The organism is Acinetobacter entericus (assembly GCF_026168575.1).
GTDB classification, from domain to species: Bacteria; Pseudomonadota; Gammaproteobacteria; order Pseudomonadales; family Moraxellaceae; genus Acinetobacter; species Acinetobacter bouvetii.
On the sequence record NZ_JAPEQW010000003.1, the window covers coordinates 54723 to 68566 of the forward strand.

The window sequence follows — 13844 nt, forward strand, 5'->3', positions numbered from 1 at the left end:
TTTACTTGTTACTTAACGCGACGGTCGCGAATGATCATCTTAGTCGTACGCTTATTGGTACGTGTCTTGTACCCTTTAGCTTTTTGACCCCATGGGCTTACAGGTTGAATACCTTTATTACGCCCTTCACCACCACCATGTGGATGGTCAACTGGGTTCATCGCCATACCGCGAACAGTAGGACGAACGCCACGCCAGCGTGATGCACCTGCTTTACCAAGTGAACGAAGGTTGCTTTCTGAGTTAGAAACTTCGCCTAACACAGCACGGCATTCAACATGTACTTTACGCATTTCACCTGAACGAAGGCGAATGATTGCGTAAGAACCGTCACGACCCAACAATTGAGCAGAAGTACCAGCAGAACGTACTAATTGTGCGCCTTTACCGATTTTAAGCTCGATGTTGTGAAGAGTAGAACCGATTGGCATGTTGCGAAGCGGCAAGCAGTTACCTGGACGAATTGGAGCATCGTTACCAGACTGAACTGAATCACCAGCGCGAAGGCCTTTAGGTGCAATAATATAGCGACGTTCACCGTCAGCATATTTCAAAAGAGCAATATGCGAAGTACGGTTAGGATCGTATTCAATACGTTCAACTACAGCTGGGATGCCGTCTTTGTTACGTTTGAAGTCAACAAGGCGGTAGTGCTGTTTATGGCCACCACCAACGTGACGAGTCGTAATGTGACCATTGTTGTTACGGCCGCCAGTACGTTTTTTAGCTTCAACCAACGGTGCATAAGGCGCGCCTTTGTGAAGATGGTCGTGAACGACTTTCTCTACAAAGCGGCGGCCCGGAGACGTTGGCTTACATTTTTGAATAGGCATAATTTTCGTCCTTATTCCGCTGCGTTTTCAGCGGTATCGCCCAAGTCAGCCATTTCAACATCTTGGCCAGCTTTCAGGGTGACGTATGCTTTTTTAACATCAGAACGGCGTCCTAATGTCTTACCAAAGCGCTTAGTCTTACCTTTAGTGATCGTAGTGTTAACTTTAACAACTTGAACACCAAATAGTTGCTCTACTGCTTTTTTGATTTCAAGTTTGTTCGCATCAAGTGCAACTTTAAATACTTGAACACCAGCAGTTTCGCCTAAAACTTGTGCTTTTTCTGAGAATACAGGCCCTTGCAGGACTTGATAGATACGTTCGTTGTTCATCCGAGTTCTACCTCAATTTTCTTAGCAGCAGCTACAGACATAACAACTTTGTCAAACGCAATCAAGCTAACAGGATCAATTGCAGCAGCATCAACCACATCAACGTGTGGAATGTTGCGAGCAGCAAGATACAAGTTCTCATCAACAGCATCTGTAACGATTAATGCGCGAGTGGCATTTAAGTCGTTAAGTTTTGCAAGCAATTCTTTAGTTTTTGGAGCAGCTACAGCAAACTCTTCAACTAAAACTAAGCGATCTTGACGAACAAGTTCAGCTAGGATGCATTGCATAGCACCGCGGTACATTTTACGGTTAACTTTTTGAGACCAGTCTTGTGGACGAGCAGCAAAAGTTTTACCGCCGCCAACCCAGATTGGGCTACGAATAGAACCAGCACGTGCACGGCCAGTACCTTTTTGACGGAATGGCTTTTTGCCGCCGCCAGATACATCGCCACGTGATTTTTGAGCTTTAGAACCTTGACGGCCGCCAGCTAAGTAAGCTGTAACCACTTGGTGTACAAGAGCTTCGTTAAACTCACGTCCGAAAGCAACTTCTGACAATTCAACAGCAGAGCCGGAAACAGTATTTAAATTCATAATATTTCCCCTCAGGCCTTGATCGTAGGGCGAACAGTTACGTCGCCGCCAGTAGCACCAGGAACCGCGCCTTTAACAACCAGAACTGAACGTTCAACGTCGATAGCAACGATCTCAAGACCCTGTGTAGTTACGCGTTCAGCACCTAAATGGCCAGCCATTTTTTTGCCTTTGAATACGCGACCAGGAGTCTGGTTTTGACCAGTAGAACCTAAAACACGGTGAGAAACTGAGTTACCGTGTGTAGCATCTTGCGTACGGAAGTTCCAACGCTTAACACCACCTTGGAAACCTTTACCTTTAGATGTACCAGTTACGTCAACAACTTGACCCACTGTAAACAATTCAACGGTAAGCGTATTGCCAACTTCACGACCTTCAAGATCAGCTTCTGTAGCGCGGAATTCTTGAACCAAACGGCCAGCAGCAACACCAGCTTTCGCAAAGTGGCCTTTTTGAGCGTTAGTTACGCGAGATTCGCGACGTTCACCAGTAGTGATTTGAATCGCTTGATAACCATCAGTTTCAAGCGTTTTGATTTGAGTGATGCGGTTAGGATCAACCTCAATCACTGTTACAGGCACAGAAACACCAGCATCTGTAAAGATGCGTGTCATACCGCACTTGCGACCGACTAAACCAATAGCCATGTGCATAAACCTCTAAAAAAGCGGCTTAATTAACTTAGAGCGTTAATTAACCGAAAGCCTTAACCCAATGCGATCTGTACATCAACACCAGCTGCAAGATCCAACTTCATCAATGCATCAACAGTTTTATCTGTAGGTTGAACGATGTCGATCAAACGTTTGTAAGTGCGGATCTCGTATTGGTCACGCGCATCTTTGTTAACGTGTGGTGAAGTAAGAACGTTAAAACGCTCGATGCGTGTAGGCATCGGAATAGGACCGCAAACTTGCGCGCCTGTACGTTTTGCTGTTTCTACGATCTCTTGAGAAGATTGATCAATTAGACGGTGATCAAAAGACTTAAGACGGATACGGATTCTCTGGTTAGACATACCAGTTAACTCCAAGCCAAAAATATAAAGAATCACCTTTGACGCATCTCACCCCACTAAAAATAAGGCAAGTGTCAAAGGCAGTGAATTATCACTAAGGTCACGATCGATGCCGCGACTGTCACGATGTTAACTGCTTTATTCGCAGCCAACCCCCTTTCATTAAAGGGTCGCTCATTATATCCATTGTTTAATGCATAAGCAAATATCTTTTCCTCTTTTTACATAATTTCAGAAATCTCTTTGCAGAATAATCGCCTGTATTTTGCTCAGCATGCCGTTTTTCTCAGCACATATTCTATTGCTTTATTTAATAATTGATTTCCTTGAAGAAATTTCTCTTTGGCAGATTTTTTAAGTTCATCCTCACTTTGCTGGCAGACGCCATTAAATAAAGCCAACTCTTCATCATCTTCAAGAAATAGCGCCAAAGCCTCAGGCGTAATTTCCGGGTGAAACTGAAAGCCCAGCACATTTTTTCCAATTTGATACATTTGATTACGGCAGGCTTCATTTTCCGCCAAATGCACTGCCCCTTTAGGGATTTCAAACGTTTCAGAATGCCACTGCATCACATTGAATTGTTCCGGCAGCTGAAAGCACTCATCCGGGACAAAATTTATCTTTCGAACCGTGGTCCAGCCCAGTTCCTGCGCGGCGCTCTTACTGACCGCCGCGCCCAGCGCATTGGCAATCAGCTGCCCGCCCAAACATAAGCCTATCGCCGGCTTGCCTAGCGCCAAATAGCGCCTGAGCCAGCGTTTTTCTATCTTCAGCCAAGGATAATTGGCTTCATCATTCACGCTCATTGTTCCGCCCATAATGATGAGCAGGTCAACATCCTCCACATGCGGCAATGCCTCGATGTCGAGCGCCAAATCGACAGGAAGCGCAAAAAACTCTGTCGCCGTCATGCGCGCATTCATTTCCTTCAAGTATGAATAACAGCTTCCGAACCCTTCACCAGCAATATGCTGAAAATAATGTACTTTCAAATGCGGCTTCATGCGCCATCCCTATTGTTGTAGCTATAGGGTTGCTTTTGCAAAAATAAAGCCAACTTTACCCCGGCTTTGCCGTTTTTAAACAATTCAAACAATCAGTGGCGAAAATAAGAGTGATCTCTTAAGCTTAGAATGAATATTCACCCTATTTTAGAGCTGTACTGTGAAAAAAAAACCGCAAACTGCATTAATTCATGCACCACGAAAAGCCCCGCAATTCATCTCTACAGTACAGCCTCCCTTATTTCGTGCATCCACCATCATTTTTGACAATACCGATGCCCTATTTAATCGCCACTGGACTGAACGCTATGATTACAGTTACGGCACACATGGCACACCAACCACTTTTACGCTAGGCGACAATATTGCGCAGATTGAAGGCGGTGAATTCAGCCTTTTGGCGCCCAGCGGACTATCCGCCATCAACTTGGTGAATTCCTGCTTTCTCGCGCAAGGCGATGAAGTCTGGGTGGCGGATAATATCTATGGGCCAAACATGGAACATCTGCGCAATCTGCAAATGCGATACGGCATTGCGGTGAAGGTCTATAATCCAATTGATGCAGAGACCTTTCAGCCCTCAGCAAAAGCCAAACTGATCTGGCTAGAAGCTGCAGGTTCCGTGACTTTAGAATTTCCAGACTTAACAGGCTTGGTTAAAAAGGCCAAAGCACACAGCATCCTGACCGCACTGGACAATACTTGGGGAGCGGGCCTCGCCTTCAATGCCTTTGACTTCGGCAATGAACACCTGAGTGTTGATATCAGCGTGCATGCCCTGACCAAATATCCAAGCGGCGGCGGTGATATTTTAATGGGTTCCGTGGTCACCCGAGATGAAAAACTCCATCATCAGCTCTTCCGCATGCATGCGCTGCAGGGCATTTCCATCTCAGGCGATGACGCGGCGCAAATCCAGCGCAGCCTGGCATCGATGCAAATCCGCTATGAGCATCAATCGCACAGCGCAATGGCCTTGATGCATTGGCTCAAACAGCAGCCCGAGTTTATTCAGATCCTGCATCCCGCGGATGAAGCTTCTGCAGGCCATCCGTACTGGAAAGAAATTTGCACTGCTGGGCAAAGCGCGGGCTTGGTCAGCGTAATTTTCAAGCCTGAATATGACTTAAAGGCGGTCCGCGCTTTTTGCGATGCCCTTTCTTTATTTAAACTGGGTTTCAGCTGGGGCGGCCCGGTCAGCCTTGTCATGCTCTACGACCTGAAAGACATGCGGGCCTTGGCGCATACACATTTACAACAAGGTTTATTGGTGCGCTTCTGCATAGGGCTGGAACATCCGCAAGATTTAATTCAAGATATAGAAAACGCGTTAAAACAAATGAAAACACCGCAAAACGAATAAATCAAAACAGGACTATTTATGGGAACACCTATCGCCATTGCCAAAAAAACCGCCAATACGCAGCAGGATATTGTCCTGCATTCACAATTTGCCAACCGCCATGGCCTAATTGCCGGCGCAACAGGTACAGGTAAAACCGTGACCCTGAAAGTATTGGCGGAAAGCTTTTCCCGCATCGGTGTTCCTGTATTTTTAGCCGATGCCAAAGGCGATGTTTCCAGCCTCGCCAAAGCCGGCGAAAGCAATGCTAAATTTAATGAGCGGCTCAAAATACTGAATATTGAGTCCATCCCGTTTTCTTCTTCCCCTGTGGTGTTCTGGGACTTATTTGGCGTGCAGGGCCATCCCATCCGCACCACCGTGTCTGAGATTGGCCCGCTGCTGTTGGCGCAAATGCTGAATTTGAATGATACGCAGGAAGGCGTGCTGTCCGCAGTATTCCGCATTGCCGATGATCAGGGCTTACTGCTGATAGATTTCAAAGATCTGAAGTCGATGATCAGCTATGTGACGGAACATGCTGCTGAATTTAAAGCGGAGTACGGCAACCTGTCTCCGGCCAGCCTTGGCGCGATTCAGCGCAATCTGCTGGCGCTGGCCGATCAGGGCGGCGATCAGTTCTTTGGCGAACCCAGCCTGAATATTCTGGATTTCATTCAAACTGACAGCCAGGGCCGCGGCAACATCAATCTTTTGGCCGCAGACAAGCTGATGAACACCCCAAAACTGTACGCCACTTTTCTGCTGTGGATGCTGTCCGAACTATTTGAACAGCTGCCGGAAGTGGGCGATATGGATAAGCCCAAACTGGTCTTCTTCTTTGATGAAGCGCATTTGCTGTTTGATAATGCCAGCGCGGCGCTGCAGGAAAAAATTGAACAGGTGGTGCGCCTGATCCGTTCCAAGGGCGTCGGCATTTATTTTGTTACGCAAAACCCGCTGGATCTGCCGGAAAGTGTTTTAGGCCAGCTGGGCAACCGTGTGCAGCATGCGCTCCGCGCTTTCACCCCGAAAGATCAGAAAGCGGTCAAAACGGCTGCGGATACCTTCCGCGCCAACCCTGAATTCAAAGTGGATCAAGCCATTACCGAGCTGGGCGTCGGAGAAGCCTTAATCAGCTGCCTAGATGAGCAAGGCACGCCGCAAATGGTCGAACGCGGCTGGGTGATGCCGCCGTACTCATCCTTTACCCCCATCAGTCTCGAAGAGCGCAAGGCCCTTATGGCGCAAAGCATCGTGACAGGCATTTATGAACAGCACCTGGACCGTGAAAGCGCATTTGAATTATTGCAGCAAAAAGTCGCTGACCGCCAGCAGCAGGCTGTTCAGGCAGAACAGGACAAAGTGCAGGCCAAAGAACAGGAAGCGCTGGCTAAACAGCAAATCAAGGAACAGGAAGCCTTAGCAAAGCAGCAGGCGCGCGAACAGGAGCGCATTGCCCGCGAAAAGGCTAAGGAAGACGAACGCGCCGCTAAACAGCGTGAGAAACTGATTCAGGATACCGTAGGCACCTTTGCCAAAAGCGCAGCCAGAAGCTTGGGCGGTTCAACCGGACAAAAAATTGTCCGCGGGCTGCTGGGTTCCCTATTCGGCAATAAATAATCTAAAAGCCCAATCAATAAAGACAAAATTATGGGATATTTTTATATCCCATAATTTTTTTATGGTTTTTATTAAAAGATGTATTGCCAATACACCCTTTAATATGTATTTTAAATACATCTTATAAATAACCGCCATGAGAGATCAGCTATGACTCCGCAGCAAATTGACCTTGTAAAAGCTACCGTTCCTGTACTGCGTGAAAATGGTGTCGCGCTGACAGGCTATTTCTATAACCGCATGCTGGGCAACAATCCTGACTTGAAAGAAACTTTCAATATGGGCCATCAGCGCAGCGGCGCTCAGGCGCAGGCTTTGGCTGGCGCAGTATTGGCGTATGCTGAAAATATTGAAGATCCATCTGTGCTTTTGCCTGTGGTTGAGCTTATTGCGCATAAGCATGTCAGCTTGAACATTCAAGCGCCTGATTACAATATTGTCGGTGAAAATCTGCTGCACTCCATCAGTGAAGTGCTCAGCATCTCCATGGAAGATCCGCTGATTGATGCATGGGCCGCCGCTTATGGCCAGCTGGCTGACTTATTCATCAGCACCGAAAAATCCATTTACGATCAGCACGAACAAACCAAAGGCAGCTGGTTAGGCTGGCGCAATTTTAAAATTGCCAAAAAAGTGAAGGAAAGCGATGAAATCACCTCATTCTACTTGGCGCCTGCCGATGGCGGCGATTTGCCAAAATATGAAGCGGGCCAATACATCTCAGTCCGCGTTTTTGTTGAAGAGCTGGGGCTAAAACAGCCGCGCCAATACACCCTTTCTACCAGCCCTCAGGCAGACTATTTGCGTATTTCGGTAAAACGCGAAGATGAAAAAGCCGGCTTGGCGGCAGGCTGGGTATCCAATACCCTGCACAGTCTAGCAGAAGGCGCTGAAATTGAAGTGTCTGCGCCGACGGGCAACTTCTATCTGGTTGACCCGAATAAGCGCAATGTATTTATCAGCGGCGGCGTAGGCCTGACCCCAATGATTGCCATGCTGAATCAGCTGGTGACCTTAGATATGCCGCAGCCGGTGACCTTTATTCATGCCTGCCGCAGCAAGCAAGTGCATGCCATGAAGCAGCATATTCATGACTTAAAAGCCAAATACCCACGCTTAAACACAGTGACTGCCTACGAGTTCCCGCATGCCGGCGACAAATTAGGTGAAGACTACGAAATTGAAGGTCGCTTAGACCTCAGCAAAATTGACAGCGCTCTACTGCCGGCAAATGCAGACTATTACCTGTGCGGCCCGATGCCATTTATGGCTGAACAGCACCAGGCCCTGATTGCCCGCGGCATTCCAGCTGAGAACATCCACAGTGAGGCTTTCGGCACAGGCGGTGTTAAACACTAACTTACACGTCAGCCTGAAATAGATAGAGGGTTAGTTTAGGTATGCTAGACTAACCCTAATTTATTTCCCCTAAATTTACAGTATTATCATGCAGCTGAATAAATTCACCGATTACGCGCTACGCCTTTTGATGTATATCGCTCAGCCCAAAGAAATGCCGTACACCATTGCCGAAATTGCAGCGGATCTGCATGTTTCGCAAAACCATCTGGTCAAAATTGTGCATTTTATGGGAAAGCAGAATTGGCTGATTACCACCCGCGGCAAAGGCGGCGGCATCCGCCTCAACCCGCAGGCGCTTATCCTCCCATTAGGGGAAATTGTGCGCATCCTGCAGCGTGAAACACCAATCGTCGAATGCAACACGCCGCCTTGCGTCCTGCGCAGCAACTGCGGACTGAAGGGCATTTTAGATCAGGCCATGGAACAGTTTTATCAAAGCCTCGACCAATACACTTTGGCCGATGTGCTCAACGCACCGCCGTCATCCAAATACACCACAAATTCACCGATTCAGCTGATCAATCTGTAATTGCAGCTGCGGCTGTTTTCTTCGTTAAGATCAAAGTTCGCTTGCCCGAACGACTTCCTTTATAATAGCTGCTTGTAAATCAGTCATTGAAGTTGAGTTATGCATCAGCACAGAGGAAAATCCAGAAACAGTAAGACAGCCAATGCGCCTAAGCAAAAGATCAGCTATGAGAAAAAAGTTGATCCGGCCATTACTGAATACTCTGTACGCGCTTTAAATTGGCTGCGTAAAGCTGAATTCTTAATGAGCGCGCCGAAACTGAATTTATGTGTCGAAGATACCGGCTATGAAATTGCCTTTGCTGGCCGCTCCAATGCCGGAAAATCCAGCGCCATCAATGCGCTGACCAACCAGAAGCAGCTGGCGCGCGCATCGAAAAAGCCCGGCCGCACGCAAATGATCAACTTTTTCAGCTTGGGCAACCCAGACCAGCGCCTGGTCGATTTGCCGGGCTATGGCTATGCCGCCGTGCCGGAAGCCATGAAAATTGTGTGGCAGAAAGAGCTGGAAAACTACCTGATTCACCGTCAAAGCCTGCAGGGCCTTGTCCTGCTGATGGACATCCGCCACCCGCTGCAGCATTTTGACATTATGATGCTGGAATGGGCGCATTCACGTAAATTATTCGTGCATGTGCTGCTGACCAAATCTGATAAATTGAACCGCGGCCCTGCGTCCAAAGCGCTGCAGGAAGTGAAAGCGCAGCTGAAAAAAATGAAGCTGCAGTTCTCTATCCAGCTGTTCTCATCCCTGAACAAAGAAGGCCTGCAAGAACTCGCCAGCGTGATGGGCGGACGCTTGAATTTCACGCTGGAGCAATCGGCAGAGTTTGATTTAGACAGCATTCCTGATGCCGAAGCCGATGACGGCGAGATGGATAATGACGAGTTTGAGCATGATGCCGATGATGAATTTAAGGATCAAGTTCTTGACGATGCCGCAGCCTTAGATGAAGCGCAGACGCCAGAGGCTGACAGCAAATAAGCCTTTCCGGCGTCTTGTCTGACAAAAAGCATCATGTTTTGATATTAAATGTCCTGTATTGCTAATCACAATGCAGGATTTTTTTTTCATACTGAGCCCATGATACTCAGCGTCACAATTGAATCACTCAATGCACGGCGCGCAAAATAATAAGGATATTTTCATGACTCTGCTCTCCCGCTTTAAAAAATCAAAAATCGGCTCTTCTATCCGCTACAGCATTAAACCCAGGAAAGTTAAATTTGAATGGCAGAATACCCCTGTCGACTGGATTCCGAACCAGCCTTTTGTCAGCTACTTCGTTAATGAAATCAATATGATTTTGCCTGCGGGTGAATTTTGGTTCTGCCGTCTGTACAACAAAGTCCTGCCTCAAATCACCGATGAAAAACTGGCAGAAGACGTCAAAGCATTTATTCGACAAGAAGCAATGCACGCGCAGGCGCACAGCTCTGCCAATAAAGAATATCTCAGCTTGCGCAATATTGACGTTAGCCGCAATTTAAAAGTGATGGATTATCTTTTTGGCAAGGTCCTCGCAGACCAGCCGATGGGTCTGAATATGCCAAAAGCATTAGAGCCTCAATGGGATCTATTCCGTTTAGGCATTATTGCCACGGTTGAACACATGACCTGTGTACTGGGCAAATATGTCCTGCAGAATAAAGAATGGGAGCGCTTAGGCGCAGATCCAAACATGCTGGATTTGGTCAAATGGCACGGCGCTGAAGAAATTGAACACCGTACCGTTGCATTTGATCTGTATCGCCATTTAGGCGGCGGCTATGTCTCGCGTTACTATCAAAGCGTCATTGTAATTGCTGCCGTGCTAGGCCTTTGGGTGGATGGCGCAGCGCATATCATGGGACAAGACCCCCGTTATGCATCAATTAAGCCGGCCGTGTATAAACCTTGGATTTGGCGCGAATGGGCGCGCATTGCGCAAAAAGACAATGGCATGATGCCGCATCCGCTTTGGCTGGTATCGCAGCAGCTGGGTTATCTGATGCCGTGGTACGATCCACTGCATGAAGCTAAAACAGAGGATGCGATTGCGTATTTAGATCAGTCCCCTGCAGCCAAACGCGCAACACTAAAAGTCGCATAACACATTAGTTTCGTCTTTGAAAAAGCAGGCTTAGGTCCTGCTTTTTTAGGCCTGATGCAAGCACATTTATTGAAACAGTTGGCTTAACAAGCTTTGTTGCAAACACGCTAGGATCAATGAATCCATACAAGAATAATGAGGATCTGCACATGCGCCAGCACCTTAGCGTCATCACCCTTGCGGTTAAAGATCTGGATGCCGCATTTGAGTTTTACCATCAAGGATTAGGGCTGAAAAGCCAAGGCATGATTGGAACAGAGTTTGAATACGGCGCTGTGGCTTTTTTTGATTTGCAGCAGGGTCTTAAATTAGCCCTCTGGCCGCAGAACAGCTTGAGTCATGATACAGGCTTAGAGAAAACTGCCTTTTGCGCCACACAAATGTCGTTAGGCCACAATGTTTCAAGCCAAACTGAAGTTGATCAGCTTATGCAGCAAGCCATACTCGCAGGCGCCAAAGAAATAAAACCCACACAGCCTAGGTTTTACGGCGGCTATGCAGGCTATTTTCAGGACTTGGACGGACATCTGTGGGAAATTGCCTATAATCCCTGTTTCCCTTAAACATGCATTTAATGCTGCAGCGCAGGCTGTTCCAGATCTTTGGTATGACGGTCAACCACCACACTAATCATCATATCGCCTTGCACATTGACCACGGTCCGAACGGTATCCAGTAAACGGTCAATCGGCAATAAAATTGCAATGGCTTCGGCTGGCAAGCCCACAGACTGCAGCACCATAATCATGGTCACCATGCCTGCACTTGGAATGCCCGGCGCGCCTAATGAAGCAATCATGGCTGTGGCGCAAACTACCAGCTGCTGCCCTAGACTTAAATCCAAGCCCATTAAATTGGCAATAAACAGTGCAGCAGCAGCCTCATACAGCGCCGTACCATCCATATTCAACTGTGTACCCAGCGGAATGACAAAGCCTGCCGTTTGCGGGCGCACGCCTAAATTTTCCTGCGCGCATTTCATGGACAGCGGCATGGTGGCGGAACTGGAACTGGTGGCAAATGCGGTAATCAGCGCCGCACGCGTGCCTTTAAAGAATGTGATCGGGCTCATCTTGCCAAAAATCCACAACAGCGCTGGCAATACCACTGCGCCATGAAAAATCGTGGTTCCTGTTACAACGGCGGCAAACTCAGCCAAACGGCTCAGCACCGTAATATCTTCTGTTGCAATCAGCTTGGCCAGCAAGGCAAAAATGCCCAGCGGCGCCAGCTTCATTACCCAGCCAATCATCAGCATCATGATGTCAAAAAACTGCTGGCTGAGCTTGCGCACACTGCGGAATTTCTCTCCGCCTGTCACCAAAGCGGCGCCTATGAATAAGGCAAACACCACCACGGCCAGCACATTGCCTTCTGCAAAAGCCTTAAAAGGATTAATCAGGGTGTTTTGAATAAAATTCGTAAAAAATGATGCAGGCGTTAAAGTATCCGGGGTTTGATGCTGATTCATCGCATCCTGAAACATCACAACATCGACTCCCTTGCCCACCTCAAAAATATGCGCGCAGGCTAAGCCTAAAATCAGCGCTAAAGTGGTGGTGGTGACACAGCAGGCTAAAGTAATTTTCCATGTTCTGCTCAGCTGCCCGCCGGCCTGCAAATTCGCAACGCCAACCACAATCGAACTGAAAATCAGCGGGATCAGCAGCATTTTCAGCAGGCCGATAAACACACTGCTGATAATGCCTAAACCATACAGGCTGGCATTAAAAAATGGAGTTTGCGGAAACAGGTTGAGTAAAAAACCAAAGGCCACACCCAGAATTGCGGCAATTAAAATCTGTGTATTCAAGCTCATGGCGTATGCTTATTGATGTCTTCCTGCTGGCACTATGCCATGCCGCCCCTGCAGAATCGAGGATTTTTTTGTCACAAGCTCAGCACAAATAGCGCAAAATACAGCGCTCACTTTATCTGAATCAGCAATACTTTGCGGAACTCACGGCATAAAATATGCTTCATCAGAGACTCGTCTAAGCAAATAATTATAAGAGGTTCACAATGAAAAAAATTATTCTGATCACTGTCCTGCTGCTGCACATCAGCGCGGCATTTGCCCACCCCGGTCATGGCTGCCATAAAGACATCTCCGACGATGTTCCCCATTGCAGATAAGCCGCGGATCAAGGTCTTATCGCCGGCCGCATAAAAAAACTGGACACAGGGTCCAGTTTTTTTATGGCATGCAAGCGCTTATTGCGTTTCAATTTCACGCAAACGGATTAAGCCTTCCTGAGTCGTGCTGCAGACCAGCTGGCCTTTTTGCCACATGCGGCCAAAATTTAAGCCGCGTGAATTGGCGCTGACCGTTGCGTCCATATCATAAAGCACCCACTCATCAACACGGAAGGGCTTATGGAAATACATGGCATGATCAATGCTAGCGCATTGCAAGCTAGGCGACAAATAGCTCAAGCCATGCGGACGCAGCGCCGTCGTCATTAAGGTAAAGTCCGAATAAAAGGCCGCAATCGCCTGATGCAGTGAAATGTCATCCACTTCAGGCGCAATCGGATCGTGCGTGCGCAAGTAATGCGCATAGGTCGGCGCTTCAGGCTGCGGCTGATAAGGGTTGCTCGGATTGATTGGACGGATTTCAATATGGCGGTCGCGCATAAAGCTGGCGCGGACATTTTCCGGCACAAATTCCACCATTTGCTTTTTCAGCTCGGCTTCATTTTTCAAGCTTTCCGGCGCAGGCAATTCAGGCTCAGAAATTTGATAATTCAAGCCATCTTCCTGCCCTGCAAAAGAAATCATTGCGGTAAAGATGGTGCGGCCATGCTGAATGGCGCGCACTTGGCGGCTGGAAAAGCTTTTGCCGTCCCGCAGGCGGTCGACTTCATAAATAATCGGCGCATTGATATCACCGCCATACAAAAAGTATGCATGCAGTGAATGCGCTGGGCTGTCTGCAGTATATGACGCAGCTCTTAAAGCCTGTCCTAAAACCTGGCCACCGAATACCCGCTTACCCACCAAATTGCGGCTTTGCCCGCGGAAAATATTTTCTTCCAGCTTTTCCAAGCTGAGCAGTTCTACGAGTTCCTGTGTTAAGGCATTCATAAGCAACCTATCAAATG

General features: G+C 47.8%; 15 protein-coding genes. 7 read left to right on the forward strand and 8 right to left on the reverse strand.

The genetic code is table 11. The annotated features are described in order from the left end of the window. Window positions 1–8: 8 nt before the first annotated feature. The 6 genes from rplB to OKC24_RS03225 all read right to left on the reverse strand — a co-directional run bounded on the left by rplB (window position 9) and on the right by OKC24_RS03225 (window position 3792). Complete coding sequence (gene rplB / locus OKC24_RS03200; RefSeq protein WP_005012990.1) at window positions 9–833, reverse strand: 50S ribosomal protein L2; 825 nt, start codon at window positions 831–833, stop codon at window positions 9–11. 11 nt (window positions 834–844) lie between these two features. After that, window positions 845–1165 carry a 50S ribosomal protein L23 gene (gene rplW, locus OKC24_RS03205; protein ID WP_005012992.1) on the reverse strand — a complete coding sequence of 107 codons (321 nt, stop codon included), beginning with the start codon at window positions 1163–1165 and terminating at the stop codon, window positions 845–847. Then, complete coding sequence (gene rplD / locus OKC24_RS03210; RefSeq protein ID WP_005012993.1) at window positions 1162–1764, reverse strand: 50S ribosomal protein L4; 603 nt, start codon at window positions 1762–1764, stop codon at window positions 1162–1164. Before rplD ends, rplW begins: the two co-directional genes overlap by 4 nt. Before the next feature lie 11 nt (window positions 1765–1775). After that, the gene (gene rplC / locus OKC24_RS03215; protein ID WP_130143901.1) at window positions 1776–2414 is read right to left on the reverse strand and encodes a 50S ribosomal protein L3; all 639 of its coding nucleotides are present in this window, start codon (window positions 2412–2414) and stop codon (window positions 1776–1778) included. A 59-nt stretch (window positions 2415–2473) separates the two neighbouring features. Continuing rightward, complete coding sequence (gene rpsJ / locus OKC24_RS03220; protein ID WP_004725677.1) at window positions 2474–2785, reverse strand: 30S ribosomal protein S10; 312 nt, start codon at window positions 2783–2785, stop codon at window positions 2474–2476. A 269-nt stretch (window positions 2786–3054) separates the two neighbouring features. Beyond that, window positions 3055–3792, reverse strand: coding sequence for a type 1 glutamine amidotransferase (locus OKC24_RS03225; protein ID WP_005012995.1), 738 nt, complete (start codon window positions 3790–3792; stop codon window positions 3055–3057). Window positions 3793–3952: 160 nt separating this feature from the next. Between OKC24_RS03225 and OKC24_RS03230 the strand changes: the two genes are divergently transcribed. The 7 genes from OKC24_RS03230 to OKC24_RS03260 all read left to right on the forward strand — a co-directional run bounded on the left by OKC24_RS03230 (window position 3953) and on the right by OKC24_RS03260 (window position 11303). Continuing rightward, a complete protein-coding gene (locus tag OKC24_RS03230; RefSeq protein WP_131276110.1) occupies window positions 3953–5155 on the forward strand; it encodes a PLP-dependent transferase in 1203 nt (400 codons plus the stop codon). A gap of 18 nt (window positions 5156–5173) precedes the next feature. After that, the gene (locus tag OKC24_RS03235; RefSeq protein WP_131276111.1) at window positions 5174–6757 is read left to right on the forward strand and encodes a helicase HerA-like domain-containing protein; all 1584 of its coding nucleotides are present in this window, start codon (window positions 5174–5176) and stop codon (window positions 6755–6757) included. 150 nt (window positions 6758–6907) lie between these two features. Further along, a complete protein-coding gene (gene hmpA / locus OKC24_RS03240; RefSeq protein WP_131276112.1) occupies window positions 6908–8116 on the forward strand; it encodes an NO-inducible flavohemoprotein in 1209 nt (402 codons plus the stop codon). Between the two features lie 88 nt (window positions 8117–8204). Next, complete coding sequence (locus tag OKC24_RS03245) at window positions 8205–8648, forward strand: RrF2 family transcriptional regulator (RefSeq protein ID WP_131276113.1); 444 nt, start codon at window positions 8205–8207, stop codon at window positions 8646–8648. A gap of 99 nt (window positions 8649–8747) precedes the next feature. After that, window positions 8748–9632, forward strand: coding sequence for a ribosome biogenesis GTP-binding protein YihA/YsxC (yihA, locus tag OKC24_RS03250; protein ID WP_130143906.1), 885 nt, complete (start codon window positions 8748–8750; stop codon window positions 9630–9632). Window positions 9633–9795: 163 nt separating this feature from the next. Next, window positions 9796–10740, forward strand: coding sequence for a metal-dependent hydrolase (locus OKC24_RS03255; protein ID WP_130143907.1), 945 nt, complete (start codon window positions 9796–9798; stop codon window positions 10738–10740). 149 nt (window positions 10741–10889) lie between these two features. Continuing rightward, window positions 10890–11303 (forward strand): VOC family protein, encoded by a 414-nt coding sequence (locus OKC24_RS03260; protein ID WP_131276114.1) that lies wholly within the window; start codon window positions 10890–10892, stop codon window positions 11301–11303. Window positions 11304–11311: 8 nt separating this feature from the next. Here the strand turns inward: OKC24_RS03260 and OKC24_RS03265 are convergent, their stop codons facing one another. Both OKC24_RS03265 and OKC24_RS03270 read right to left on the reverse strand, forming a co-directional pair. After that, on the reverse strand, window positions 11312–12559 hold the full coding sequence (locus tag OKC24_RS03265; RefSeq protein ID WP_130143909.1) for a dicarboxylate/amino acid:cation symporter: 1248 nt from the start codon (window positions 12557–12559) through the stop codon (window positions 11312–11314). A 395-nt stretch (window positions 12560–12954) separates the two neighbouring features. Beyond that, entirely contained in the window at window positions 12955–13827 is an 873-nt protein-coding gene (locus tag OKC24_RS03270) for an acyl-CoA thioesterase (protein ID WP_131276116.1), read from the reverse strand. Between the last annotated feature and the right edge of the window lie 17 nt (window positions 13828–13844).

Coding starts and splice junctions, on each gene's coding strand:
- rplB (WP_005012990.1), bottom strand. CDS start 833: ATGCCTATTCAAAAATGTAAGCCAACGTCTCCGGGCCGCCGCTTTGTA.
- rplC (WP_130143901.1), bottom strand. CDS start 2,414: ATGGCTATTGGTTTAGTCGGTCGCAAGTGCGGTATGACACGCATCTTT.
- rplD (WP_005012993.1), bottom strand. CDS start 1,764: ATGAATTTAAATACTGTTTCCGGCTCTGCTGTTGAATTGTCAGAAGTT.
- OKC24_RS03245 (WP_131276113.1), top strand. CDS start 8,205: ATGCAGCTGAATAAATTCACCGATTACGCGCTACGCCTTTTGATGTAT.
- OKC24_RS03255 (WP_130143907.1), top strand. CDS start 9,796: ATGACTCTGCTCTCCCGCTTTAAAAAATCAAAAATCGGCTCTTCTATC.
- hmpA (WP_131276112.1), top strand. CDS start 6,908: ATGACTCCGCAGCAAATTGACCTTGTAAAAGCTACCGTTCCTGTACTG.
- OKC24_RS03265 (WP_130143909.1), bottom strand. CDS start 12,559: ATGAGCTTGAATACACAGATTTTAATTGCCGCAATTCTGGGTGTGGCC.
- OKC24_RS03260 (WP_131276114.1), top strand. CDS start 10,890: ATGCGCCAGCACCTTAGCGTCATCACCCTTGCGGTTAAAGATCTGGAT.
- OKC24_RS03235 (WP_131276111.1), top strand. CDS start 5,174: ATGGGAACACCTATCGCCATTGCCAAAAAAACCGCCAATACGCAGCAG.
- rpsJ (WP_004725677.1), bottom strand. CDS start 2,785: ATGTCTAACCAGAGAATCCGTATCCGTCTTAAGTCTTTTGATCACCGT.
- yihA (WP_130143906.1), top strand. CDS start 8,748: ATGCATCAGCACAGAGGAAAATCCAGAAACAGTAAGACAGCCAATGCG.
- rplW (WP_005012992.1), bottom strand. CDS start 1,165: ATGAACAACGAACGTATCTATCAAGTCCTGCAAGGGCCTGTATTCTCA.
- OKC24_RS03225 (WP_005012995.1), bottom strand. CDS start 3,792: ATGAAGCCGCATTTGAAAGTACATTATTTTCAGCATATTGCTGGTGAA.
- OKC24_RS03270 (WP_131276116.1), bottom strand. CDS start 13,827: ATGAATGCCTTAACACAGGAACTCGTAGAACTGCTCAGCTTGGAAAAG.